This is a genomic window from Candidatus Poribacteria bacterium, from assembly GCA_021295715.1.
GTDB lineage: Bacteria > Poribacteria > WGA-4E > WGA-4E > WGA-3G > WGA-3G.
The window spans coordinates 34,423-60,866 of the sequence record JAGWBV010000005.1 but is presented as its reverse complement, the minus strand read 5'-3'; the positions used below and the strand labels follow the sequence as shown (position 1 = coordinate 60,866).

Here is a 26,444-nt window from a genome sequence, read left to right as displayed (position 1 = left end):
CCAGAAAAACACTCATCATGCGACCACTCCTTTATATCATGACCCCGGTGTTGATTCTTACAATTATCCTCGCTGCTCGCTTTGTAACATGGGATGCGATAAAGGGTGCAAAACCACAGGCACAAGCAGATGTCCGGGAGGGGACAGTATCGTTGAGGACATGGAAGATTCCACAAGCAATAGCGGCATTTACACGCGCTATTGAGACTGAACCCAAATACGCTGAAGCTTACGTGAAACGCGGACTGGCACATTATCGCGCGGGGCAGTATAAAGCAGCTATCACGGATTACACCCGAACCTTAGATTTGAATCGGTATCACGCCGATGCATACGCAAGTCGCGGCGATGCTTATCGAGCGTTAGGGAACCGACAACAGGCTATTGCGGATTATTCAGCCTCGTTGGAAAAAAGGTGGAACGCACGTGTCATGCAAAGGCGGGCACAAACTTATCTGGAACAAGGCACCATCCAAAGTGCGTTCGCCGACTACAGTACTGTAATTAAGCGGCAACCGAGTGCCGTAGCTTACTATGCCCGTGGCAACGCCCATCTACGGCTTTCCACCGAAAGTGACGAAGATCGTTTAAGACTGGCTTTGACAGATCTGAATCAGGCTATTGGTTTGGAACAGCGTTTTGCCGGTGCTTATATCAATCGCGCTCAGGTTCATGCACGCTTGGGCGAACGGGTAGCGGCAAACGCTGATTACAGAAACGCTATAGAACTTTTCACCGAAACAATTCGCACATGGCAAGGTGAACCGAACGCGCTTACACAGGTTTATCTCTGGCGTGCCTTCGTTCATCAAAAATTAGGTGAAGTTAGTAAGGCAGAAACAGATGTTTATGAAGCGTATAAACGCGTTTTTAGTTTTTTCTTGAAAAAAGTAAGAAATTATGATATACTATAAGGGTGGAGTCAGGGTGAGATTTATCATTTCGCCTGATCTTCCCTTTTTTTGCGCGCGGATTCGCGATCAGAAAATTGCTTCTACTGTATGACGCATAAGTTAAAACTTGATCTTATTTTTGAATTAATTTCCAATAGGAGGCGATATTAATATGACCGGAGAGGCATTGGGTTTAGTTGAAACGAGAGGCTTAGTTGGGAGCATTGAAGCTGCCGATGCTATGGTGAAAGCAGCAAATGTCCATCTTATTGGTTATCAGCAAATTGGTGCTGGCTACGTGACTGTCATGGTTCGTGGTGATGTGGGTGCTGTGAAGGCTGCAACGGATGTTGGTGCTGAGGCTGCGGCGCGCGTCGGCGAAGTGGTTTCAGTCCATGTGATTCCACGTCCGCACGCTGAAGTCGAAATTCTATTGCCAAAATCTTAAATTTAGTGTAGTCCTCGGATTCATTGGACGTTCTGGTTCCGAGACGTTCAGTATATCCTAACATAGAAGGCAGAACATAGATGCCAGACCGCGCCCTTGTTGAGTTGATTACCCAGCGTGTTGTTAATAGACTAAAGACCAACCAAGCCTGTAGCGGTTGCGCTTTGCGGACCTGTGATGCAGGAAATCGCGCGTGTGATATTGTCACGCAGCAGCAACAGATCCCGGTTGGCGTTTCAGCACGGCATGCCCATGTAACGCAGGAACACCTTGAAATTCTATATGGTACTGGACACCAACTCACTGTCTACGCGCCACTCTATCAACCCGAAGCATTCGCCGCGAATGAGACATTAACGATCGTTGGAAAACGGATGCGTGCTATTGAAGCAGTTCGTATTCTTGGTCCCGTGCGAGATTACTCTCAAGTTGAAGTCGCTCAAACGGAAGCAATCCGGCTTGGATTAAATCCGCCTATTCGAGACTCAGGGGATCTTGCCGGTGCCGATCCGATTACCCTCGTTGGTCCCGCCGGAAGCATCTATTTGGAGGAAGGGGCAATTTGTGCGACGCGACACATCCACATGACCCCCGGAGATGCCAAGGCACTCGGTATTCACGAGAACGATATTTTAAAAGTGCATTTCCGTGGTGAGCGCGCGCTAACCTTCGAAAATGTCCGTCCCAAAATTCATGAAGATTATGTACTTCAGATGCACTTAGATACCGACGATGCCAATGCAGCAGGTTTAAAAGGCGGCGAACCCGTTGAAATCGTGCGCGATGCCGGTTGAGACGTATACGTTTCCTAATACTTTGAGGCAGTATGAATCAGGAGCTGATTGACCAGATTCGGAGAATTGTGGAGAAGGTGCTGCAAGAGCAAACATCAGTCTCCACGCAAACTACACACGAAAAACGACTCCTCGCTATTTTTGATGCAACACAACTTGCGTTGGATGAACCCATCCAGCAACTTCAGACTTGCAGACAAAACGGATGGGAAATTACAATAATTCTGTCCGATCTCGCAACGAAAGTCGTAAACCTCGAACTGATTCATGTTGCATTTGGCGAAGATAATATTTTGCAGGAGAATGCTCTCAGCGATATAACAACTTTTGTTGAAACGTATCAGCAAATTGTGCTCCCTGTCTTCTCATATCCGATGGCTGCGAAGATCGCGTTAAGGTTGGTGGACACGCCGTGTACCTATCTGGTCTTCAAAGCACTCTCTAAGGGGAAGAAGGTTACAGCAGCCTCTGACGCACTTAATCAGAATGAAGTTTCCGTAAAAATGGGTCCTATTTTTAGCAAACTTGAAAACGATTATGTAAACGCTTTGTCTGAACTCGGCGTTCACTTGGTACCAATGACCCAAATTGCCGAGTCGGTCGTAGAGAGAGAGAGTCGTTCGCGCGCTGTTGTGGAAAAAACTTTAATTAGTGCAACGACTATTTCAAACCTGGATGCGAATGTGCGAGAATTAGTGCATTCAAACCCAGTGATTATCACGCCACTCGCCCGTGAGCACGCGAAAAAAAGAGGTATTGAACTGATACCTAAAAACTGAAGAATTGGGAAAACCATTTCGTTTTCGCAATATGCTCGTTCGTTCTTAAAGGGTGAATCGTGATTAGGGTGCCTGAACCATTGAATGACGTTGATTAACTCTTGACAATTCTTAAGGAAAATTGTATCATTTTTATCGCACTTTGATTAAAAAGGTTTAACTTTAGATACTCACGCGTCACCGCACTCTGTAGGTAGAAGCCTATTGACAATACCAAATGAAGGACATGAACATAGGAGGAGGATTCTCATGAAGACCCAGATTTCTATTTTAAGTGCAGTATGCCTCATCAGTTGTTTTGCAATTGCTGGGTTGCTAATGCCTGCCGCTGCGGATTACGATTATTACGCGGATCGATTGAGTCGAGAACATCGCGTTGCCAATGATGTCGATGAATGGATAGAACGTGGGAATGCGACAATTACCGCCAGTCCGCGCTTTGAAGATGGCGTTCGGCTTACCGCTTGGGCGAATACTGCCGAGAACGCAAATAACTACGAATTTGCGATTGCCAGCGCGGTATATCTCTTTGAAATTCCAACAGGGACACAGTCCATCGAAGTTTTGGTGAGGTATCGAGGGGAACCCCATCACCTGGAGATTGAAGACTACGAAGAACCCATCGCGGGACGCGTTTGGATTCGTAATACCCAACGCGAGGCGACACGTCGTGGCTACCATGACGAAAATGCTAAAGAGACACGCTACGGGGACACCTTCGTGCTGCGAGCAAAAAATCGTTCTGAACTCATTAAGATCCCCGCAGTCGGTCATGTCAAAAATGGATGGATGGAACTCCATATCGTCGCAGAGGGCGGCGAACAGATTGACGTAGAACATCTTGAGGTATCTACATATCGGAGACAACCGAAGGTTAAAGTAATTCAGCGGTATACACCAACTTACCGTTGGCGTCCGTGGCATAATTACACCTACCTTTATTTTTACGATGGTCCCATCTATTACGCGACGGACTACGACTACTACCTCCGATGGAGTTATCCAATCTACGATCACCACTATCTCTCAATCCGTTCGTATTATGGTGGGTATCTCGGACGTTACCGTAGGTATTATTCAGGTGCCTACTACCGCGGTTATTCGCCGTATTACGGTTCTTACCAAGGTCACTATCGTGGCACACCGAAGGTCTATCAGCGGCGAACGCGTTTGAATCGGTGGAGTACTCAGCATGAAACAGCGCGTCGGCAGTACAGCCGCAGCCGATTGACTGCGAACAGTCGTCAAGCCGACCGGACAACAGTTAGGAGAAACATCCGCACCACGCTTGAAAACCACCGAAGACAGACCCCAGCGACAACAGAACGAATTGCGCGCCAGTCAATTATTATGGAGAAACAGCGCTCGCTTGCTTCTGCATCAAGCCTCCAGCGGAATAGTGTAAGAAGAAGCACATATTCTGGAAACGCACTTAGCAAGCAGCGACGTTACCCGAATGGAACAGCACAGAGCGTGAACAGTTATAGAAGTACCGTAGAAAGACAACGGACTACACCACTTTATAGACGTTCGGCGCCTTCTTCAAACCGGTCGTTTTCGTCAGGTAGCAGTAATGATTCGGGTTCAAGGTATAGGAGTTCAACATCAAGTTCAAATTCGACGCGTTCACGTTCAAGTATAAGCCGCTCAACGGAGAGGTCTCGTATAAGTCGTTCGAGTTCAACATCAAGTTCGAGTTCAACGCGCTCACGTTCAAGCATAAACCGTTCCTCTTCTTCTACAAAGTCTCGGACGCGCCCGACAACATCAAGTTCGAGTTCATCGCGTAGTAGTTCCAGCAGTAAAAGTGATGACGATGATAATCGGAGTCGGACAACGGAACGGACAAAACGGAGACGTTAATTCGTTTATTAGAGGTAACACAGGCTTTGCGCAGCTTTTTAGGTGCGTAAAGCCTTCATATTCAGATGCGATTTTTGCTAATTACATCACTACTGTTCTTGAGCCTCCACGCCAGTTTTGCGCAGGAGGCTGAAAACGGTACAGATACCGAACAGCAATCACCTGAAGTGGTGGAAGAGGAAAAGCTCGTTTCTCCGATTGGAGCGATAGTGCGCTCTGCCATTTTCCCCGGATGGGGACAATTTTATAGCCGTGGCTATATCCGTGGTAGTCTCACTGTTCTGGGAATAAGTGGTTCTGTTGTCGGTGCTTTGCTGGCACAGCAATCTTTTAGGAGTCGTTATGATGCCTACGCCGAGTACGCCAGTTTGTTTCCTAATGACGATCAAGGCGTGTTCGAGAGGTACGAATTCGCGAATCAACGTTTTAAGCTTAGGACGTTTTTTATGTATACGGGTATCGGTATCTGGGTTTACAGTCTTATCGATTCCTACGTCGGTGCCAATTTTTACAATGCGACGACATTAATTAAATCCATTGAGCAGGATGCACAGGATATTGAAAAATTGGGGATTGAGGTCGGGGCAACCCCATCACGTCTGTATTTAGGTATTGTTAAAACCTTTTAAATAAGGAGGGTACTTACTATGTTCAGGACTTTGGTAAAAGTCACCGGCGTACTCATCTTACTCATAGGTTTTATGGGGTGTGGGGACGCTGACAAAGTCGGTCAGGTGCCGCCTGAAGAACTCCTTCAAATCAATAAAGTCTTAGATCAGTGGCGGCAAGGTTATGAAACCGAAGACGTCAACTCTTATATCACCACCTTTTGGGAAGATGGTTTCCTCTATGTCTCTGATATGGGAACAGACGGAGATAAAACAGACGATTTAGAGTTTGATGACATTCGACAGGAACGAGACGCTGCCACTCGCGTCTTTGAGAAGTTTCAGGATATTGAGATAGAACTCTCTGTCCCACCAGAAATTACGATGAACGAAGATGGAAATCAGGCGGAAGTCCGATGGACATTCACTTGAGGGTGGATTTAGTGGTGTATACGCTGAAGGTGATAACCTTTTTATCTTCGAAAAAAGAAACGACGAATGGCGTATAGTTGAATGGCATGACGAAGCTTTTAACGAAGAAGAAATTCGTATCGCCAACAATCTATAGGTTTGAGAAAGGGAGGGGCAATTTCCAGTCCAAGCATTGGGCGGGAATACCGCACGTTCATGCCGCAGCAGGAGGAACATCTCCGAGATTATCTTCAACTCATCCGAAAGCATGATTTTACACTTTGCCTGAGTATCTTGTTGGTATTAGGAACCGCCTTGGTTGTTTCACTCCGCTTGCCTAAAACGTACGCTGCCTCCACTTTAATGCTATTTGTCCAACCGAATACAACGTCCGCTTTGCCTTCAACAAATCTGTTTCAAAGCGTCCTCTCTGGTGGTGTTGACCGACGGGAAATGGAGACAATCAGTGCTCGATTTTCCACGGAATCAATGCTAAAAATGGCAATCGAAAACCTCGAAGAGAGTGGCAACGTTGAGGCGGTTTCTCTCCTTCCACCGGCTGGTAAACTCAAACGAATGCTGAAGGCTCAGCTGAACCCGGACTCCGACTATATCAATCTTTCAATTGCTTTGACCGAAGCGGAGGGTGGAGAACGCAATGCGGCTCTTCTTGTTAACCAGCTCGTAGAGGTTATGAAAACATTGAGGTATGGAGATGAAGAGATAAAACTCAAAAGGCGGATGGAATTTCTCGAAAATAAACGACGAGAAATTCAAATCGAAATACAGACAGATTTAGATGCGCTCCTCTTATTTGCTCGCCAGAATGGCAGTCCAGAAACATGGATTCCAACGCTTACCAATCTGCTTGAACGTCATGCCAATATCCGGGAAAGACTCGAAACGAACCAGCAGCAGCTCCATGCGACGCGTGTCCACATTTCATACTTACAGGAGCAACTAAAACTCTTACCAGAGCAGACGAAGATATCAGAGACTACATCCTACGATCCCGTTTGGCTTTTTCAGCAAGAGAAACTCTTCAACCTTGAATCGCAGCGCGTAGCGGACGCGGAAAAGGTAGGTCAGACTGCCTCAGAATTGAAGGGTCTCGACGCACAAATTGCCGAAATCCGCAAAAAAAACGCTCAAACCTCTCCTACAGCTACTACCGTTACTTCCGGCACCTCTGCCCACCATACCTATATAAAGAATCAGTTGCTGACCCTTGTTCCGAGTGTCTCGCGTTATGAAAACGCTGCTGAGCACCTAAAGCAGGAGCTGCGCACGTTGGAAACGGAATTAACGCAAATGCTGGAACAGATTCCAGAAAATCAGATAATTCTTACACAGATGGGGGCTAAGATTCAAAAAACTAATGCACTTGTTGAAGAAATTGCGAAACGGGCACTTGAAACTGAAATATTATATGCTGAATCCAAGTTAAATACTGCTCGCAACCAGATAGGCGGTATTGAAATCATCGACCGCGCGGTCCCGAGAAAAATTCCCGTTAGTCCTCAACTGAGGTTTATCTTGGTCATCGCAGGGATCACCGGTTTGTCCTTGGGTGTTACAATTGCCTTGTTTATCGAATATTTCAATAAAAGCCCTGAACGTCTAAAAGACGCAACGCCTTAATTTAAAATTTTTAGAGTCCAATTTTCGAGCTCAGGAACCTTGTTTGACATCAGTGAGAAAAAAAAATGTCAATTTTTCTTAAAATGTAGTATAATTATAGTACGCCTAATGTGCAGTGCTGTATGACTTGTTTGCTGCCATTGTGAGGATACTTACAAATTTATAATACCAGGGCTTACCAATATTTTACTCAGGTCCTAGGCCAACACAACTTATTATCCGTTCGCTACTGTCTTCCGGAGTCTTGAGAAGACAGTAGTTGTCAAAATGATCCTCATATTAAGGATACCCCTATCCCGCACAGTATTCCGTGGGATAATTACTGGGGGAACGTAGGAGCGATTGTAGACCGCGACTCGTCCTTAAAATGGGCGAAAAATCGAAAATAAGATGGTGCTGATGTAATTAAACTTGAAAAATATGATGTTTGTGGTATGATTATGTGAAATTACTACCCCAACGCATGCGTTTTTTCTGTTAAAAACTTGACAGAAATTTGAATCAGTGCTATTTTAAAATGCTAAGAACAGTTTTGTGGGTGTTTTATTAGCTGTTTATTAGGAATTCCCGCAAAACAAACCCTTAATCTGTTGGAGGAGATTTGCTTTTTACATGCTTCGCTCGGTGTTCACAGCTTTTGGACACCTGCCCGGCAGTACCGGAAAACAACGAAATTGAAGTGATGTTGGTTTCATTAACGAGATTTTGGGGCTTTTCGTTTACATTGTAAATAAAGCAGTTTTCATCCATTTTTAAGGTTTTTTGTCGGAAACCGAGGTAGGGACAGCGAAAGGTAAAAAAACCTATATCGCCGCTCCGTCGCCCAAATATCCGATTCATTATTTCCAAGGAGGAAAAAATGTTTTACTTGTAGCGACCTGTATCCTGAGTGCTTTTGTGCTTTACGGTTGTGGTGCACAGAGCCTTGGTCCACAAGAGCCCCTATTGCCAACAATTGAGGGGAGTTCTAAATTTTCGGCACGGTTCCAATTGGAAGAAGAACCACAGTTCTTCTATGACCTGTTTGGAAAAGAGCTGCTTGAGGGTAACGAGGTCTATAACTATATTGAGGAGAAAGAGTTTGACCAAGCTGGCATGTTGATTGTTGGTCGGACCGGTCAGCTTGATAGCGAAAGATTCTCAGCGCAGCTGGATAGAACCGTCTTGACAGAAGACAGTTTCCGAGGTAGATATACCGAGTTCGCCATTGGCGATAGTATGCGTTTCAAGCCCTCTACATTGTTCCCGAACCGCTATATCCTCTACAAAACAGAGTTTGATGGGCTTCGTTGGGATATTTCTTTTGCACAGGAACGACACCTTTTCACACTCATTAACTCACGTATTTCAAACCCCGTTCAGTTGACAGACGCAGCGGCGAACCTCGCGCCTACCCTTGGACGTCGAAATGGTCTAAATGAAGATGCTGGCGTTCGACATATTGAAAACGCACGACTCATGGGCTTCCGAGCCCAAGGTCTATTGGGCGATATTTTCCGCGTTGGGTTTACTTATGTAAACCTTCATAAAGAGCACCCCGAACGCGTTGAAAACCCGATTATGGGTACTGTAGCGAATACACCGCCAGAGGTAATTAGCGTTGTTTTCCGCGATGATTCGCCTGAAGACAATCACGGTTCCGTTACCCTATTTTCCGGCTATGACGAAGCCAAGCATGGCGGTAACATTCAAGGTGGTGTCGGTGCGGCTTTTAAGAAAATGACGGCGACAGTCATCACGCAAGAGTTGGAAGACTTAACACCCGATGAAATTGAAGAAGGTGTTGAACCTAAAGCGCAACCCGCACAAACGCAAAAGATTGACATCTTCTCCAGCGATGTCACTCCCATTGATGTCGGTGGACTTCCGTCTGATATTCGTGAATCTGGAGATTGGGCAATTGTGGATGGCTTCAATAAAATGAAGTATGATCTCGTTTTTGAGGAACATGACATCGATCCACGAACGGTTCAATCGGTCATTTTTGACATGGTCGTGGCTGGTGATTATAACATTGCCGTTATCGGATTTAGTGATGCTAACAAGGCCGCTGAAGGTGCAGATCCATTTGTTGAAGAGTGGATTAAAACCGAAGATGGTCACATTGAAATGCCATATCGCGATGTTATTCAGGCACCTGGTAACTATGGACAATCCTCGGATTACACGCAGAACCGCGAGGCACGCTTTGATAATCCAGACAGCTGGACAGGTGAAGGCAAACCTCGTAAAATCCGTTATCGTTACGGCGCGGCACGTGCGGCACTCCTCTACGGTCTTGACTTAGAAGGGACTGTCGGCAACGTTTTCGTTCGTGCGCACTACTCCATCAACGGTAAATATAAGCAGTATCCGACGATCCCCAAAGATCAGACCGGATTTAGTAGACTTACCCCCACGATTATAGGCGAAGATGGCGAGGAAGAAACCGGTATCTCCATCGATCCGGCAACAGGATTGCCCTTAGATCGGAACGGTGTGCCGACCTATTCAGAGACCGAAGGTGAGCGGTTTGAAGCCAGGTTGGGTGGTGGCGGAACCGACGAAAGTGGCGACGGAGAAATGGGCAGAGAAACCGCATGGTTCGTCCAACTCAAATCCCGCTTTGGGAAGTTGTACCTTGAAGGTGTCTACTACCATATTGATCCCGGGTACACCACAACCTATTTCAACTTCGGTGCGAATACCGACAGAGACCAGCCTTACTCGCTCGAACGAACCCCCGAATCCCAGGCTGAAAGAGATCCGTGGGATGAAGTTAATTACGCCCTCATTGAAGATGATGATGATGATGACGATTGGCCCGATGACATTGACTTCGACGGAGTCCTACCACGTGCTGATGATAGAGACCAGAACGGTGTTTTGGACTTCCAAGAAGACTTCCTCATCTTTGATGCCGATCCACCCGTGTTTACCGACCTCGTCGATCTGAACAACAACGGCACCATCGACTCCCTTGAGGATGATTTTGAACCACAATATGAATACGGGGTAGACAGGCAAGGATACCATGTCTTCGCTGAATATGACCTCCTTGATAACCTTTCACTCAAAGTTGGGTGGCTCAACGAAAACGAAGTTTCAAGCCGGCGGCAGAATGATTCCAAATATCTACATGTCACCTATCAACGTGACATCCCTGATTTCGGAACTGTTCTTTTCCAAAACCGCTTCGTCCGAGTCCGAGACGATATTCCAGATTACACGATTACACTGCGTGTTGGTGAATTGGAGCCCGTCCAAATTTCCGACGAGCTTGATTTCTACAACGCCCGTGTGAATACGACAACGCTGCAGTTCCTCTACACTGCTGTTCCTAACCTCACCCTCGAAGCGAAATTCCTCGTTGTCCTTCAAAAACAATTTGAGCAGGACGAGGAAGGCGCGATCTTCTTGGATGTTGAAGGATCAGGAGAAGATGGCGACCCACTCAATGCCGACCAACGTGTTGACTTCATGGTTCCCGTTGAGCAGGTCCGAGCCTCTGGTGACAAACGAGAATTCCCATTCTATCCAGACCATGGAATCAACGCTCTGAATCCCGAGGATCCAGGCTTAATCTATGATGCTGAAAACTGGAAGAAGCGTCGTTATCCCGAACGGGATATTCGTAATCAGCAGACGATTCTCAAAGCCAGATATGAGATCCCTCTCGGTGACCTGCCCTTCATCGACAGAATCGGTGAAGATTTGACGCTTACACCGATGGTGAAGTACATTTGGGACCGCGCTTTCGACCGTGGCGCAGAGGAAATTGGGGACGCTCTTAACCCACGTCTGTTTGTTCCGACTGATGATGAACCCATCGAATACTTGCGCTTCAACCGTAGAAGTCGTGAAGATGTTCTCGGCGTCCGGCTTGATTATCAGTTCACGCAAAGAATGAACATTCTTGGGGGTTTCCAGTATAGGAAATTCACGAATCGGGATGATAACTTCAAACAATATTTGACGAACTTCCCGGAAGATGAGGATGTACCCGTCCTTTTCCGACCCGACCTGCGAACACGGATATTTGAAGTCCAAGCAATCAACCGTGGTGAATGGCTTGGGTTTAACATCGTTATCCTCGCGGGTTACCGACGAACCACCATCCTGCTTGACCACACAACGAGTAACACGACGTTCGTGCGAGCAATGATGGGTTTCTAAGTGATGTTTGGATCGCTGGACACGATTTCTTCGTGTCCTCGGAAGTCACGCGATCACGATCATCGTGATGGCGTGCTTCCATTAGCGATTTCGCGTCTCGCTATATCACCTGAGCTTCCATTTTCCGTAGGGTTTGAATATAACGCGTAACTTCTTAAACACTCAGGTGTTCTTAACAAAAATGGTGTTGTAAATGGTGGGTGCGGTTTTTGATCGCTCCTACCTGACCTAAAAACCTTTGTAATTTTTGAAATGCTCAAGTGTTAGGAAAATTGAGTTGTTGGACGAGTTCCGACAACATCTTATGAGATGACTTGTAAAACTTGCCTGCGTATTTGGTAAGTTATCCTAAGGAGGATCAGAACGAATGACTCGTTTAAGTTTGGTGTTAATGTTGGTCGCCTGTATCGGTATGTCTGCCGGTGTTGTCTTCGCACAGGATAGCGGCGGAACCGTCCGGGGCCAAATTGTTGATACAACCACAGCACAGAGCCCAATTGAAGGCGTTGAAGTCAAGATTGTTGCCCAAAGTGGCGAAGAATTTGCAGCGATGACGGATGCTAACGGCGACTATGAGCGCTCGGGAGTTCCCGCAGGTCGTTACCTCATCAGTATCTACAGAGAAGGATACGGTGATCGACTTGGTAAACCCGTTACAGTCGTTAATGGCGGTGACCACTTTGTCCCACTCAAGATGACGAAAAAAGACAATATCGTTACTTTCTTCCAAAAGTTTGGATTCGTCTTCTGGCCCCTCGCCCTCTGTTCCATCACGGCGTTGACTTTCATTATCGAAAGACTTTTCACCTTCGTTCGGAGCCGTTCACGCATTGGAACCGAACAGTTTATCGCCACTATCGCTGACTCACTGCGGAAAGAGAACATTATGGAAGCCGTTTCGACTTGCGAAGAAGCCGGTGGACCGCTCGCTAACGTTCTTAAAGCAGGATTGCTACGATACAGCCAAGCCCAAATTGAGGAGCGCGACATTACCAAAGAGGAAATTCAGGAAGCTATTGAGGAAGCAAGTCTCCTTGAAATTCCTGAACTCGAAAGAAATCTGCCGGTCCTCGGTACCGTTGCAGTCGTGTCTCCGTTGTTTGGTTTGCTCGGAACAGTTACAGGTATGATTAGTGCGTTTACTACAATCGCACTTGAAGGTACCGGTGACCCGCAGCAGCTCGCCGGTGGTATCTCACAGGCACTTCTCACAACTGCTGCTGGTTTGACAGTTGCTATCCCTTGCTTGATTTTCTTCCAACTCTTTGATAGTTGGGTCAACAGGCACATGGTCGAGATCTCCCAGGTTTCCACCGAGATTGTGAACCAGTTGATCGTTAGTGAAGGCGGCGATGCCTAATCTTGGAACGGAACGGGCGGGTACTTTTACTCGCCCTCTCCTCATAGGCTTTGTAGGCTACCAGGTCCTCGCACCTTAGCCTTAGTCTCATTAACACAAAAGGAGATTCTGAAATGCAACAAGCCGGCGGTGACGTCAAATTGAGTCTGCTTGCGACCAAAATTCGGGAGCGCAAGCCACCAACACTCAGTATGGCACCTATGATTGATTGTGTATTCCTGCTCCTGATTTTCTTCATGGTATCGACAACCTTCTCACCGATTCCAGGCCTTCGGGTACAGTTGCCCCCACCGGGGAAACCCTCACCCGATAAACCGAAAGGGTTGACTGTCCGAATCGCAAACCCGGAACCCGGTGATGACAGAGGCACCATGGTGCTAAACGATGAGGTCGTCCAGATTGATGAAATGTTCAATCGATTCATTAATGCACCTGAAGAAGCAACAAGTATGCTCATTATCCAATCCGAACGTGAAGTGCTACATGAACAGATCGTGCAAGTGATGGATATAGCAAAACAAGCAGGTATAGATAAAATCGGGTTCGCTATTGTCGCGAGAGATTGACTTATCTCATGCGACGATAATAGCACTCCACTCTTTATAGAAGGAGAATTCAGATGGCTTTGAACATGTCTCGGCGGAAGAAAACAGGCGACGATGATGACATTCCGATGGCACCAATGATCGATTGTGTCTTTTTGTTGCTTATCTTCTTCATGGTATCTGCTGTCATGCGGGTTCCCCCGCCTTTCACGGTCACCCTACCCGATTCCGCAACTAAGCACGAGTTCACACGGAAGAAGTATAACCTCTTCATTAGCGGTGACGGACGGATTTCGATCGATGACCAAGAGATGTTGACACTGGAAGACATGGAACTTTTTATCGCAGCTCATGAAAACCAGATCAGCACCCTAATTATCAAGGCAGATAAGCGTGCGAAACACGGTGTCGTCATTGATGTGGTGGAACGAGCGAAACAACGCTCCAGTAAAACGGAGGGACTTGAAATCGCTTTCGCGGTCTCGGAAGAGGAATGAAAACTGCAACGCAGTTAACACAAAAAAGGCAGCTTCGGCTGCCTTTTTTTTTGCATCTAATAATCGGTATTCTTGTAAGCAGAACCATCTGAAGAACACGCGTCACCTTATAAACTTTCAGGTGTTTTAAAACTAACAATAATTTAAATGAGCGAAACAACGCCCCAGTAAAACGGAGGGACTTGAAATCGCTTTCGTGGTCCCGGAAGAGGAATGAAAACTGTAACGCAGTTAACACAAAAAAGGCAGCTTCGGCTGCCTTTTTTGGCAATATACCCCAAAAAGTAAGGTGTTGACACCTATTCCACAACTAAGTTTTTAGCGTTTACGACTTCTACGTCCCGCGGCTCTTCTTTTCAACTGGACAGGTGCTGGCAGTGGTGGCGGTGGTGGTGTTACCACCTTCCAAAAATGCGGAAGAACATCCTCCCAATTGGTGAGAATTTTCTCGGCGTGTTCACTGCCGGTATAAGCCGCGTGATTTTGTATAAGTGCCATCAGACTCTTAACATCTGTCTCACTCGTTACCTTTTCTAACTTCACCCAATCCGAGTTGTACTTCCTCTCGAACTGTTGTTTTTCGTCGAGAACATAAGCAATACCACCGGTCATTCCGGCACCAAAGTTTCTGCCTGTCTCGCCGAGAATTACGGCTGTTCCGGCGGTCATGTATTCACAACCGTGATCCCCCACGCCTTCAATGACAACAGTTGCCCCGCTGTTTCGGACACAGAACCGTTCACCAGCTCTTCCCGCTGCATAAAGCGTACCGCCTGTGGCACCATACAACACTGTATTTCCAATGATTGTATTTTCATAAGTTGGGAACTGTGCAGTCGGCGCCGGTTTAATAATAATTTCCCCGCCTGCCATGCCCTTACCCACATAGTCATTAGCCTCGCCTGTCAACGCGAATTGTACGCCGCTGATACAGAAAGCACCGAAACTCTGTCCTGCACTCCCCCTAAAGTCGCACTGGATCGTCCTATCAGGTAAGCCCGCATCACCATAGCGCGCCGCAATTTCACCGGCCAACTTTGCACCCACTGTTCGGTGCGTATTCCGGATGGCATAAGAGAGTTGGATAGTTGTTTTCTGCGAAATTGCTTCCTCAGCATCCTTCAGTATCTGATCGTCAAGAGAGATGTCGTCCCGATCGTTTCGATTTTGTAGATGGTAACGCGGCTGCGTTCCAGTTGGATCGGCAGGGGTCAGAATTTCACTCAAATCCAGCGTTTCAGTTTTCGGGTAATCTGCGAGATCGATCGGTTGAAGTAACTCCGGGCGCCCGATAATATCGTTGAGGTTCCTGTGACCGAGGTTGGCAAGAATAGCTCGGACTTCATTCGCCACCCCGAGCATGAAATTCACCACCATTTCGGGGGTGCCGGGATATTTGGCACGGAGTGCTGGATCCTGGGTAGCTACACCAACCGGACACGTATTTAAGTGGCATTGGCGTGCCATTACACACCCCGTCGCGACCATCGCTATCGTTCCAAATCCATATTCTTCTGCCCCTAACATTGCCGCAATAACAATGTCACGTCCAGAACGCATCCCACCGTCAGCCCGTAACACGACACGATCCCGCAATTCATTCGTCACAAGTGCCCGCTGTGTTTCAGCAAGTCCGAGTTCCCAAGGGGTCCCAGCGTTCTTAATGGAACTGAGCGGGGATGCCCCAGTACCTCCCTCATGCCCACTGATTTGTATTACATCGGCGTAGCCCTTTGCTACCCCCGATGCAATCGTTCCAACGAGAAATTCGGATACCAGTTTTACAGCGACCTTTGCCCGTGGATTCGCTTGTTTTAGATCGTAGATGAGCTGCGCTAAATCCTCAATGGAGTAGATGTCATGATGTGGAGGCGGTGAAATCAGTGGCACTCCTGGCACAGAGTGGCGAAGAGAAGCGATTTCGGCTGTTACTTTATGCCCTGGAATCTGTCCACCTTCTCCAGGTTTGGATCCCTGCGCCATCTTAATTTCCAGTTCCTTCGCCGATATGAGATATGTTGGTGTCACTCCGAACCGTCCGGACGCTACCTGTTTAATGGCACTCGAAGCAAGGTCTCCATTGGGTTGGGGTTTGAAGCGTGTCGTACTTTCACCACCTTCTCCACTCCCTGATTTTGCGCCGAGACGATTCATCGCGATTGCCAAAGTTTCGTGTGTCTCGCGACTTAACGCGCCAAAAGACATACTACCCGTTGTGAAACGTCGAACAATATCTTCTGCTGGCTCTACCTCTTCAATCGGAATCGGGGTGCTGGGTTTGAAAGCCAGCAGATCTCGTAAGCTGGAAGGTTCTCCACTTTCGACAGCATCAGCATATTTTTCGTAGTCCTCCGGCTTACCGCCCTTAACAAATCGGTGAAGTGACTTAAATACCGTCGGATTAAAGGCATGGAATTCACCGTTTCTACGGAATCGGAAATAGCCTGCTTCTTCCAAGGACGCGTCGCCTTCACTTCCAGAGAACGCTTTTGTGTGGAAGTGGAGCGTCTCCGCTGCGATTTCAGCAAAGCCAATGCCACTTAAGCGTGAGGTGGTGCCTGTAAAGCATTTGTCAATAACCGTTGAATTGATACCAAGTGCTTCAAAGATTTGGGCACCGTGATAACTTGACACCGTCGAAATTCCCATCTTCGCCATAATTTTCAAAATACCTTTTTCGACGGTTGCTTTATAAGTGTCAATGGCTTCCGACGCGGCGAGTTCTGCGAATTCACCATCTTCAGCAAGTTGAAGAATCGTTGAGAAAGCAAGGTAAGGATTGATTGCAGTTGCGCCGTAACCAAGAAGAACAGCAAAATGGTGTTCTTCTCTCGCATCTCCAGTTTCAGCGATGAGACTTGCCCGCATTCGCTTTCCTTCTCGAATCAAATGGTGGTGAACAGCCCCAATAGCAAGTGCCATCGGAATCGGAGCAAGGTCAGGATTCACCTCTTTGTCACTTAGCACGAGAAGTGTTACGCCGCGATCAATAGCCTCGGAGGCACGTTGACAGAGTGTTTCCAATGCGCCTTCCAAGCCTTGTTTGCCGGAGACCACGGGGAAGCAAACAGGGAGTGTCTCTATCTGGAAATCGGATATATCCAGTTCACGCAATGTTTGTAAATCTGTATTTGTCAAAATTGGGGAATGTAACCGAATAAGTCGAGCGTGTTCTGGAGTTTCTGTGAGCAAACTATACTGTTTTCCGAGGTGTGTTGTCAGAGACATCACCAAACGTTCCCGGATCGAATCAATAGGTGGATTCGTAACCTGCGCGAAACGTTGTTTGAAGTAGCTATAGAGCAAACGCGGATGCCGAGAAATTACAGAGGGCGGTGTGTCATCGCCCATTGAGCCAACGGCTTCCTTGGCTTCCGACACCATAGGTTTAATAAAGCGCTCTATGTCTTCAGTCATATAGCCAAAAGCTTTCTGGTATGTTGACAATTGTTCAGGGACAGCATCTGTCGTGACATACGCCCCATCTTTTTCGGTTGGTAGCGTTACGCTACCTTTCTTCACCCACTCAGCATAAGGCTTCTGCTTGGCAACATTATGTTTAATCTCGACATCTTTCAGCAATTTTCCCTGTGCGGTATCGACAGCAATCATTTGCCCTGGTCCCAAACGTCCCTTTTCGACGACGCAACTGTCATCAAGTTCAATAATTCCGACTTCGGACCCCATAACAACCGTCCCGTCTTCGGTGACCTTGTAGCGTGCGGGTCGCAGTCCATTTCTATCCAAACTTGCGCCGACAACAACGCCATCTGTAAACGCGACCGCCGCCGGTCCATCCCAAGGTTCACTGACACATGAGAGATACTCGTAACAGGCTTTCAACTCGTCCGGCATATCCGGAATCTGCTCATAGGCTTCAGGGATAAGACACATCATGGCATGTAGGATACCGCGACCGGAGTGTGTTAACAACTCTAACACATTATCCAAACTCATGGAATCGCTTCCATGTGGGTTGATAATTGGAATGAGTTTTCGGATGTCTTCACCCCATAGGGGTGATTGCAAGTCGGATTCGCGCGCCCGCATCCAGTTCTGATTGCCCATCAAGGTGTTGATTTCGCCATTATGCGCCAGTGTATGAAAAGGTTGGGCAAGCATCCATGTGGACGAGGTATTTGTACTGTAGCGTTGATGGAAAACGGCAAGTGCTGCCTGAAAATCGGGATCTTTTAAATCCGGATAAAATTGGGTAAGCTGGGGTGCTACGAGCAATCCCTTATAGACAATCGTCCGATGCGAAAAAGAGGCGATATGGAATTCGTCGAGTGCTGCTGTAACACGATGCTCTAACTCTTTACATATCAGATACAAACGTTGTTCAAAAGCATCATCAGCGAGTTGTTCTGGACGCCCCACCAATACCTGCTGGATTTCCGGTAGCGTTTCCAATGCTTTAGCACCGAGAGCGGAAAAGTCCTGAGGAACAGAACGCCATCCAAGGAAGGGAACACCGTACTGCTGTAATGTCTCTTCAACGATTGCGCGCCCGCGTGCCTGTGCATCCCGGTCATGCCTCGGTAGGAAAATCATCCCGACACCCATATCATTTATCGAATCAAGGTGGACACCGAGTTTCTGAAGTTCTTTTTGAAATATTTTTCCTGGAATTTGCGTTAAAATGCCTGCTCCGTCTCCTGTTTTGGCATCAGCCGCCACTGCGCCTCGATGTGTCAAATTCGTGACCGCTTGTGTCGCCATTTTGATAATATCATGGCTCCGATTTCCAAAACGGTTCGCGACAAAACCAACGCCACAGGCATCTTTTTCATTTAATTCATTATACATTTGCAAACTGATTCTCCATACATTCTTCTTTATTTCTTTTGCATTGGCATTGTAGAGTGGACTTCGCGCTTTTCGCCATTTTGTATGTTATCCGCAGGGCGAGGTGTACGTGTCTTAGCCCTACTCCTTTTTATCAAGGATACAAACAATCAAAAAACGGATTTTATTTTTTTAAGGCTGGATAGGACGTTCCATACGGCTTAAATCGGACGCTGACTACTCGTATCCTGCCAGAGGTAGCGCGCCCCAAGGCAAGAGAGCCTTTGAAATCAACGGCGATCCGCGATCGCGTCAACGGTGATTCGCGACCGGTTTGGCGGGCTTACATGCTTCGGTTTGGTTCTCAGTTTTTGAACCCAAACCGCCTGTAGTTTTAATATTATACCTTAATTTAAGCCAAAAGTCAAAAAAAATCCTCTCGCCTCAATAGCCGACAGCACAGCCATCGCGTCTTGGATCTGAACCTGCGACGAGCGTGCCGAAGGATGGATTGATGAAAATTGCTTGTCCTCCGCCAAAAAAAGTGTTTCCCGGTATGATATGATGTCCCTTCTGTGCCAATGCGGCTTGTATATTCATCGGAATACCTGTCTCCAGCATAATCCGCGAGTCGTCCATCACTCGAAACCGAGGTGCATCTAAAGCGTTTTGCACGTCCATATTGAAATCCACAAGGTTGCATACAAATTGTAAATGTCCCTGTGCTTGCATCTGTCCTCCCATGACACCAAAGGTGACTAAGGGCACCCCGTTTTGCACAATCATACCAGGGATAATAGTATGCAATGTCCGTTTATGTGGAGCGATACAATTCGCATGGTCGGGATTAAGCGAAAAACCTGCCCCCCGATTTTGTAACATAATACCTGTATCGCCAGCAACTAAGCCTGAACCAAATCCAGCGAAAAGACTGTTAATAAAAGAGACGACATTGCGTTCGTTGTCAACCGCACAGAGGTACACCGTATCGCTTCCGATTGTGGGCATACCAGGGCTTGGTTGCATGTTTGCCCGCTCTGGTGAAATTCGCTCTCGCTGGCTTTCTGTATAGTCGTTGGAAAGCAGTCCGTCTACTGGCACATCCACAAATGTCGGATCCGTCACGTATTCATAGAGATCTGCGAACCCCAATTTCATTGCCTCAATTGCACGGTGTAGATGTTCAGAACTGTTATGCCCCATCGTTCCGAATTCAAATCCTTCAACGATATTGAGTGCGAGAAGTGCAGCGATGCCCTGTCCATTCGGTGGTATCTCATAAACATCGTAGCCTCGATAACTGGTAGAAATCGGTTCTATCCAATCTGATCTGTGTTCGGCAAAGTCACGTTGCGTAAATAAGCCTCCGTTTTCATCGGAGAATTTCACGATGTTGTCAGCAATTTCCCCTTGATAGAAGGCATCGCGCCCTCCTTCTGCAATCAACCGAAATGTCCGGGCAAGGTTTGGTTGGTAAAAGATTTCCCCGGGTGCCGGTGCCTTTCCATGCTGGAGGTATGTCCGCGCTGTGTCGGGATGCTGCGCCAACATTTGTGCGCTTTCTTGCCATGCGAGACTAATCTGTGGGCTGACTGGGAAACCTTTTTCCGCGTAATTGATGGCAGGCTGAAGGACCTCCGCTAACGACATTGTGCCACACTCGTCGAGGAGCGTTGCCCACCCGTCAATTGTACCAGGGACCGTGACGGGATACATACTGCCAAAAGAAGGTATACTCATCAACCCCTGCTTAGTAAAGAACTTCGGTTCTGCAGCGTAAGGTGCCCTCCCACTCGCATTTAAGCCACGAATCACTCCATCTTTGGGCTGATAAACGAGCATAAAGGCATCTCCACCGATGCCAGTTGACATTGGCTCGACAACGTTAAGTATCGCTGCAGTCGCGACCGCTGCATCAACGGCGTTTCCACCAGCCTGTAAAATCTGCAACCCTCCCTGCGCGGCGAGTGGTTGACTCGTTGCGACCGCTCCATGTTGGCAGATGACAGCTGAACGCCCAGGCCCAAATTGGTTTGGTGAGTACCCATCAAACATCCGTTTTCTCCTGTTTTCAGACTGGTGTCACTGTAGCACACCTCACATTTTTTGTCAAATTTAGCACCAAAAGCACACTTGATTTCCGAGGGAGCACTGTGTAAGAGTGCCGATCTTCAGGGATTGGATGGTGTTGCTCTTAGACTATCTCACCTTGACAACCCTCAACCTTTGTGATAAAATTCAATTCATTAACTATTAAGTTTCTGTTCTGCTTCCCACCGCGTTTCACGCAGGCTTTTGGTGAGGCGGAGAGACTCCTAGAATTGTGTAGATCCTTAAGCGTGTCGGAATTAACCGGAACGCATAGCGAAATGCAGTGGAGCGATGTTCAGGAGGCCATGGTTAGAAAATGTCGACGTATGATCTCGGAATAATAGGCGGAGGACCAGGAGGTTACGTCGCGGCTATTAAAGCGGCGCAACGTGGTGGCAGCGTCTGCCTGATAGAAAAGGGAGAGTGGGGTGGCACCTGTTTGAATCGCGGGTGTATCCCAACGAAAACCCTTTTTGCAGTTGCCAACTTGGCAACACAGGTTCAAGAAGCATCTACCTTCGGTGTGAATATCAACGGCGAGACGACAATCGATTACTCGCAAGTATTGAATCATAAAACTTCGGTTATCCAGCAGCTCACAGGCGGTATCGCGCAGCTGCTGAAAGCGAATGGGATCGATAGCCTTAACGGAACAGCAACGCTTATTGACAGAAATACCGTTATCGTTAGCAAACCTGACGGGACAACGGAACAATTACACGCAAAAAATATTATCATTGCCACAGGTTCCGAACCTGCAGAACCGCCCATTTTTGAAATTGACGAGAGCCAAGTCTTGACGACAACAGGTATTCTTAATCTCACGGAACTCCCTGAAAGCCTACTGATCGTTGGCGCTGGCGTTTCAGGATGTGAATTTGCTTCCATCTTTAATGCACTCGGTTGCCGCGTGACTGTGTTGGAACTACTCCCTACAATTTTGGCAACTGAAGATATCCAGGTTATCCGACATATTCAACTTTTCATGAAACGGAAAGGTATCACTATCCACACGGGTGCAAAACTCACCCATGTCAAAAAATCGGATGCGGGTGTCACAGCAGTGCTCGAATCCGGTGAAGAGATGGCGGCAGAAAAGATGCTCGTCTCGATTGGTAGGCGTTACAACACAGATGGGATAGGTTTAGAAAAGGTTGGCATCCGCACAGAAGGTGGAAAAATTGTCGTGGATACCCGAATGCAAACGAACGTTGCGGGTATCTATGCCGTTGGAGATGTCGCAAGTCGGTATCTATTGGCACACGTTGCATCGGCGGAAGGAAAGATTGCAGCACAAAACTGTCTTGGGGATAGCATCGAGATGGATTATCAGGTCATTCCGTGGTGTGTTTTCACTTTACCTGAAATTGGACACGTCGGTATGACAGAAAAAGAGGCAACAGATGAAGGTTACGAAGTGAAAATAGGACGATTTCCATATGCTGCGAACGGGAAGGCATTGGGACTACGCGAGACGGATGGGTTTGTTAAAACCGTTTCTGATGCCGACAGCGGAGATATCCTCGGTGTTCATATCGTTGGTGCCCATGCTTCAACCCTCATTCACGAAGCCGCAGTCGCGATTCGCACGGGTGCGACTGCGATGGACATAGCAGGGACAGTGCATGCGCATCCAACCCTTGCAGAAATGGTGATGGAATCCGCTGAAGCAGCTTACGATAGAGCTATCCACAGTCTACATTAAAAACGGACGGCTTCTTGAAGTTCACAATATCGCGATGAAATCTCTGAAAACTGTACATCATTTTGTCGGCTGATGCTGAAATCCTCAATATTAAAAGAGGCAATAACCGTTCCATACACCATTGCGCTGCGTATCGCTTCTTCGGACGTGTCCTCAATAGATGCCAGATACCCCATCATCCCCCCAGCAAAACTATCGCCAGCCCCCGTTGGATCAACTACCTGTGTGAGCGGGTATGCCGGCAGACTAAAGAAAGATGACTCCGTCACGCTGATCGCACCGTGCTCCCCTTTCTTAATTATAACCCGCTTTGGACCATAGCGCAGGATTGCTTGTGCGGCTCGCACCAAATTAGAATCGCCTGTTAGCAAAAGTGCCTCACTATCGTTCAGAACAAGAATGTCCACACGCGCTAAGAGTGCCTCTAAAGCCTCCCGCTCCTCATTAATCCAAAAGTCCATCGTGTCACAGACAATCAGTTTTGGGTGTGTTGCCTGCTCAATAATGCTCAATTGTAAACGTGGCGAGTTATTTGCCAAAAAGAGGTAAGGGGTTTCTTTGTAAGTTTCCGACAAAACAGGTTGAAAATCACTCACAACATTCAACTCCGTAAACAGTGTATCGCGCACGTTAAAGTCATCTGTGTAACGACCACCCCATCGAAACGATTTGCCACCGTCTACTTGTTTTAATCCTTGAAGGTCAATCCCTCGGGTATCGAGGAAATCTGTGTAAGTGCGTGGAAAATCAGTACCGACGACCCCAACAAGTCGAACAGGGTTTCGAAAAAAACTCGCGGCGACAGCAGCATAGACACCGGAACCACCCAAGGCATCCTCGACGCGTTTATTCGGTGTTTCCACCGTATCTAAGGTCACTGTGCCAACGATTAAGACTCCCATCCTAAACTTTCATCTCCTTCTACATAGAGGCGCGGTTTATAGTATACCAGCCTATAAACCGCGCCTATCGCAGCACGTCCAATTTCCTTAAAATCAGAAGGGACCCGGTCTATTCTTGTTTTCCCGTAGTGCGCGGAGAATCCGTCGCAGGCGACGAATGAAAATTACACTCAGCACAATGATCACTGGATACTGCAAGAAACTCAACACTTTCAACAACGTCGGTGGAAGTTGTATCTGTTGAGAGGAAGCCATCCAGATCGGTAATAATAGCACCGCCGACAGGAGTAATATCGCTCCCTCTAAAATCTCTGATTTTTTCATAGGTGCCTCTCTAATAAAAAGGTGGTATCGAAACTTGGAACAGTATATGAAGCAACGCTGGAAAAAACGATGCTAAGTTCCCATTTCCCACGAGTTGAGGTATTTTTCCTGTTCTGCCGTGAGTGTATCAATTTCAATACCGAATGCTTCCAATTTGAGTTGCGCAACGGTTTCATCTATAGATTCGGGGACATCATATACACGACTCTCAAGATTAGCCTGATTTTGGGCGATGTACTCAAGACACAATGCTTGATTCGCGAAACTCATGTCCATGACACTCGCGGGATGTCCTTCAGCAGCAGCCAAGTTTACCAATCTACCTTCGCCAACAAGATAGAGTTTCTTGCCACCTTCGAGGGTGTATACATCTACATACGGTCGTGCTTTCCCTTTATCAACGCTCAATTTCTCTAATGCCGGTATGTCAATTTCAACATCAAAATGACCGGAATTCGCGATAATCGCGCCATCTTTCATCACTTCAAAATGTTCCTTGCGTAAGACGTGAATATCCCCTGTAAGCGTTACGACTAAACCTGCCTCCTGGACCGCCTCCTGCATCGGCATGACCCGGAATCCGTCCATCACGGCTTCTAATGCTCTTAATGGATCGACTTCGGTTACAATGACATTCGCGCCTAAACCGCGCGCCCGGTTAGCGACCCCTCTGCCACACCAACCATAGCCTGCCACAACGACTGTCGTTCCGGCAATGAGTAGATTCGTTGCTCTGATAATACCGTCTAATGTGCTTTGTCCGGTGCCGTATCGGTTATCAAAAAAATGCTTCGTCCGTGCGTCGTTCACAGCAATAATCGGGTATTTCAACACACCTTCGGTTGCCATGCTCCTGAGTCGTATAACGCCGGTTGTTGTTTCTTCTGTTCCTGCAACGACCTGTTCCACTAAAGCTGGATTCGTTTCTTCAGAATGAAGCCTTGAGACGAGATCCGCCCCATCATCCATGGTGATCGCGGGTCGCGTCTCAAGAGCGGCATCAATGTGTTTGTAAAAGGTTTCTATATCCTCTCCGTCAATAGCAAAAACGCCAATTCCCTCGTCAACGACGAGAGATGCGGCAACGTCATCCTGCGTACTGAGTGGATTTGACGCACAAACAACCGCCTCGGCTCCACCAGCTTTCAGGGTCTTCATCAAGTTAGCTGTTTCAGTTGTCACATGTAGGCACGCTGCGACTCTCAATCCATCCAACGGGCGTTCATTCTGAAACCGCTCGCGGATGGAATCTAAAACGGGCATGAATCGGTTTGCCCAATCAATTCGTTGTTTACCAGCTGACGCGAGTTCCGTTGCTTTTATGTCGTAGTTCATTATTTTCCTTTATGTTTTCTGGTATTCTTATTTTTTAATCTACCGGAGTTTTTCGACGTAGTCGGTTTCTTCCCAAGTGAAGCCAGGTTCCTCACGTCCGAAATGTCCATATGCGGCAGTATTTTGATAAATAGGCTGGCGTAATTTCAACCCTTCTATGATGCCTGCCGGTGTTAAATCGAAGTGTGCGTTGACAAGTTTAGTGAGAGCCTCTGCATCGCCAGTCCCAAACGTATCCACCATGACAGAAATAGGGTCTTTTCTACCGATTGCGTAGGAGAGTTGAATTTCACACCGCTCTGCGAGACCCGCGGCAACAAGGTTCTTAGCGACGTGCCGTGCTGCGTAAGTCGCACTCCGATCTACTTTAGTAGGATCCTTCCCAGAAAGCGCACCTCCACCATGCCGTCCCATCCCCCCGTATGTATCAACAATAATTTTTCGTCCGGTTAATCCGGCATCACCTTGGGGGCCTCCCGTCACAAAACGTCCGGTTGGATTGATATGATATTTAATATCTGGGCTTTGGAGATTTTCAGGGACAATTTCTTTGATAACCTCTTCAACAATCGCTTCTCGTAACTCGCTATCCGTAACATCAGGATCGTGTTGTGCAGAAATGACAACTGTAGTGACAGCCTTAGGTTTACTGTCAACATATTCTACTGTTACTTGAGATTTTCCATCGGGACGGATAAACGGGAGGGTACGATCTTTGCGAACTTTAGCCAAACGCTGGGTTAGTTGATGGGCGAGAGTAATTGGTAGAGGCATCAATTCTGGTGTTTCGGTACATGCGTACCCAAACATTAATCCTTGATCGCCTGCACCACCAGGGTTTACACCCATTGCTATATCAGGTGATTGCTTATCAATGATGCTCAATACAGCACTTCGTTTGGCATCAAAGCCGTATTCAATATCGGTATAACCGATATCAGTTAATACTTTTCGTGCGATTTGTTGGGCATCGTAGTTTGCTGTGGTTGTGATTTCACCAGTAATGACAGCAAGTCCTGTTGTGACCAAGGTTTCACAAGCGACTCTCGCCATTGGATCGCTTGTGAATATGGTATCAAGTACCGCGTCAGAAATCTGGTCCGCGATTTTGTCCGGGTGTCCTTCAGTAACGGATTCGGACGTAAACAAAAAATTTTTGCTCAATTCCACATCTCCTAAGTCTACGTATCTATTCTCGCTCCGCCTTGTGGAGCAAGGGCTTTGTGCCTTACCAAGCCTTTCGTGCAAGAGAGGACGGGTGGGCAATATGCCCACCCATGCAGGTGAAATAACGAAAATAGGCGC

Annotated in this window: 19 protein-coding genes; 13 read left to right on the top strand and 6 right to left on the bottom strand. The window is 47.3% G+C overall.

Features of this window, described 5'->3' with window-relative positions; all coding sequences use genetic code 11:
* The first annotated feature begins 17 nt into the window (after window positions 1-17).
* The 12 genes from J4G07_02855 to J4G07_02800 all read left to right on the top strand — a co-directional run bounded on the left by J4G07_02855 (window position 18) and on the right by J4G07_02800 (window position 13,994).
* Window positions 18-914, top strand: a complete 897-nt coding sequence (locus J4G07_02855; protein MCE2412920.1) for a tetratricopeptide repeat protein — start codon at window positions 18-20, stop codon at window positions 912-914.
* 151 nt (window positions 915-1,065) lie between these two features.
* On the top strand, window positions 1,066-1,341 hold the full coding sequence (locus tag J4G07_02850) for a BMC domain-containing protein (GenBank protein ID MCE2412919.1): 276 nt from the start codon (window positions 1,066-1,068) through the stop codon (window positions 1,339-1,341).
* A gap of 80 nt (window positions 1,342-1,421) precedes the next feature.
* Entirely contained in the window at window positions 1,422-2,135 is a 714-nt protein-coding gene (pduL, locus tag J4G07_02845; GenBank protein MCE2412918.1) for a phosphate propanoyltransferase, read from the top strand.
* 32 nt (window positions 2,136-2,167) lie between these two features.
* Complete coding sequence (locus J4G07_02840; GenBank protein MCE2412917.1) at window positions 2,168-2,914, top strand: hypothetical protein; 747 nt, start codon at window positions 2,168-2,170, stop codon at window positions 2,912-2,914.
* Between the two features lie 249 nt (window positions 2,915-3,163).
* A complete protein-coding gene (locus tag J4G07_02835) occupies window positions 3,164-4,777 on the top strand; it encodes a hypothetical protein (protein ID MCE2412916.1) in 1,614 nt (537 codons plus the stop codon).
* 65 nt (window positions 4,778-4,842) lie between these two features.
* Window positions 4,843-5,406 (top strand): hypothetical protein, encoded by a 564-nt coding sequence (locus J4G07_02830; GenBank protein ID MCE2412915.1) that lies wholly within the window; start codon window positions 4,843-4,845, stop codon window positions 5,404-5,406.
* A gap of 18 nt (window positions 5,407-5,424) precedes the next feature.
* Window positions 5,425-5,817: a hypothetical protein gene (locus tag J4G07_02825; protein ID MCE2412914.1), complete on the top strand. Its 393-nt coding sequence runs from the start codon at window positions 5,425-5,427 to the stop codon at window positions 5,815-5,817.
* Between the two features lie 195 nt (window positions 5,818-6,012).
* The gene (locus J4G07_02820) at window positions 6,013-7,437 is read left to right on the top strand and encodes a hypothetical protein (GenBank protein MCE2412913.1); all 1,425 of its coding nucleotides are present in this window, start codon (window positions 6,013-6,015) and stop codon (window positions 7,435-7,437) included.
* A 945-nt stretch (window positions 7,438-8,382) separates the two neighbouring features.
* Window positions 8,383-11,592: a hypothetical protein gene (locus J4G07_02815; GenBank protein ID MCE2412912.1), complete on the top strand. Its 3,210-nt coding sequence runs from the start codon at window positions 8,383-8,385 to the stop codon at window positions 11,590-11,592.
* Between the two features lie 367 nt (window positions 11,593-11,959).
* Window positions 11,960-12,952 (top strand): MotA/TolQ/ExbB proton channel family protein, encoded by a 993-nt coding sequence (locus J4G07_02810; protein ID MCE2412911.1) that lies wholly within the window; start codon window positions 11,960-11,962, stop codon window positions 12,950-12,952.
* Window positions 12,953-13,065: 113 nt separating this feature from the next.
* Window positions 13,066-13,518, top strand: coding sequence for a biopolymer transporter ExbD (locus J4G07_02805; GenBank protein MCE2412910.1), 453 nt, complete (start codon window positions 13,066-13,068; stop codon window positions 13,516-13,518).
* A 53-nt stretch (window positions 13,519-13,571) separates the two neighbouring features.
* Entirely contained in the window at window positions 13,572-13,994 is a 423-nt protein-coding gene (locus tag J4G07_02800) for a biopolymer transporter ExbD (GenBank protein ID MCE2412909.1), read from the top strand.
* Between the two features lie 318 nt (window positions 13,995-14,312).
* Here the strand turns inward: J4G07_02800 and gltB are convergent, their stop codons facing one another.
* Together gltB and ggt are read right to left on the bottom strand one after the other, a co-directional pair.
* Window positions 14,313-18,803, bottom strand: coding sequence for a glutamate synthase large subunit (gltB, locus tag J4G07_02795; protein ID MCE2412908.1), 4,491 nt, complete (start codon window positions 18,801-18,803; stop codon window positions 14,313-14,315).
* 423 nt (window positions 18,804-19,226) lie between these two features.
* Entirely contained in the window at window positions 19,227-20,837 is a 1,611-nt protein-coding gene (ggt, locus tag J4G07_02790) for a gamma-glutamyltransferase (GenBank protein MCE2412907.1), read from the bottom strand.
* 352 nt (window positions 20,838-21,189) lie between these two features.
* Here ggt and lpdA point away from each other — a divergent pair, with 352 nt between their 5' ends.
* Window positions 21,190-22,578, top strand: coding sequence for a dihydrolipoyl dehydrogenase (lpdA, locus tag J4G07_02785; GenBank protein MCE2412906.1), 1,389 nt, complete (start codon window positions 21,190-21,192; stop codon window positions 22,576-22,578).
* Here lpdA and J4G07_02780 read toward each other — a convergent pair.
* From J4G07_02780 to metK, 4 genes are all read right to left on the bottom strand, one after another.
* A complete protein-coding gene (locus J4G07_02780; protein MCE2412905.1) occupies window positions 22,575-23,480 on the bottom strand; it encodes a bifunctional hydroxymethylpyrimidine kinase/phosphomethylpyrimidine kinase in 906 nt (301 codons plus the stop codon). The two genes, lpdA and J4G07_02780, sit on opposite strands and share 4 nt — an antisense overlap.
* Window positions 23,481-23,573: 93 nt before the next feature.
* Complete coding sequence (locus tag J4G07_02775; GenBank protein ID MCE2412904.1) at window positions 23,574-23,804, bottom strand: hypothetical protein; 231 nt, start codon at window positions 23,802-23,804, stop codon at window positions 23,574-23,576.
* A 72-nt stretch (window positions 23,805-23,876) separates the two neighbouring features.
* Complete coding sequence (locus tag J4G07_02770; GenBank protein ID MCE2412903.1) at window positions 23,877-25,139, bottom strand: adenosylhomocysteinase; 1,263 nt, start codon at window positions 25,137-25,139, stop codon at window positions 23,877-23,879.
* Window positions 25,140-25,178: 39 nt separating this feature from the next.
* Window positions 25,179-26,303 carry a methionine adenosyltransferase gene (gene metK / locus J4G07_02765; protein MCE2412902.1) on the bottom strand — a complete coding sequence of 375 codons (1,125 nt, stop codon included), beginning with the start codon at window positions 26,301-26,303 and terminating at the stop codon, window positions 25,179-25,181.
* Between the last annotated feature and the right edge of the window lie 141 nt (window positions 26,304-26,444).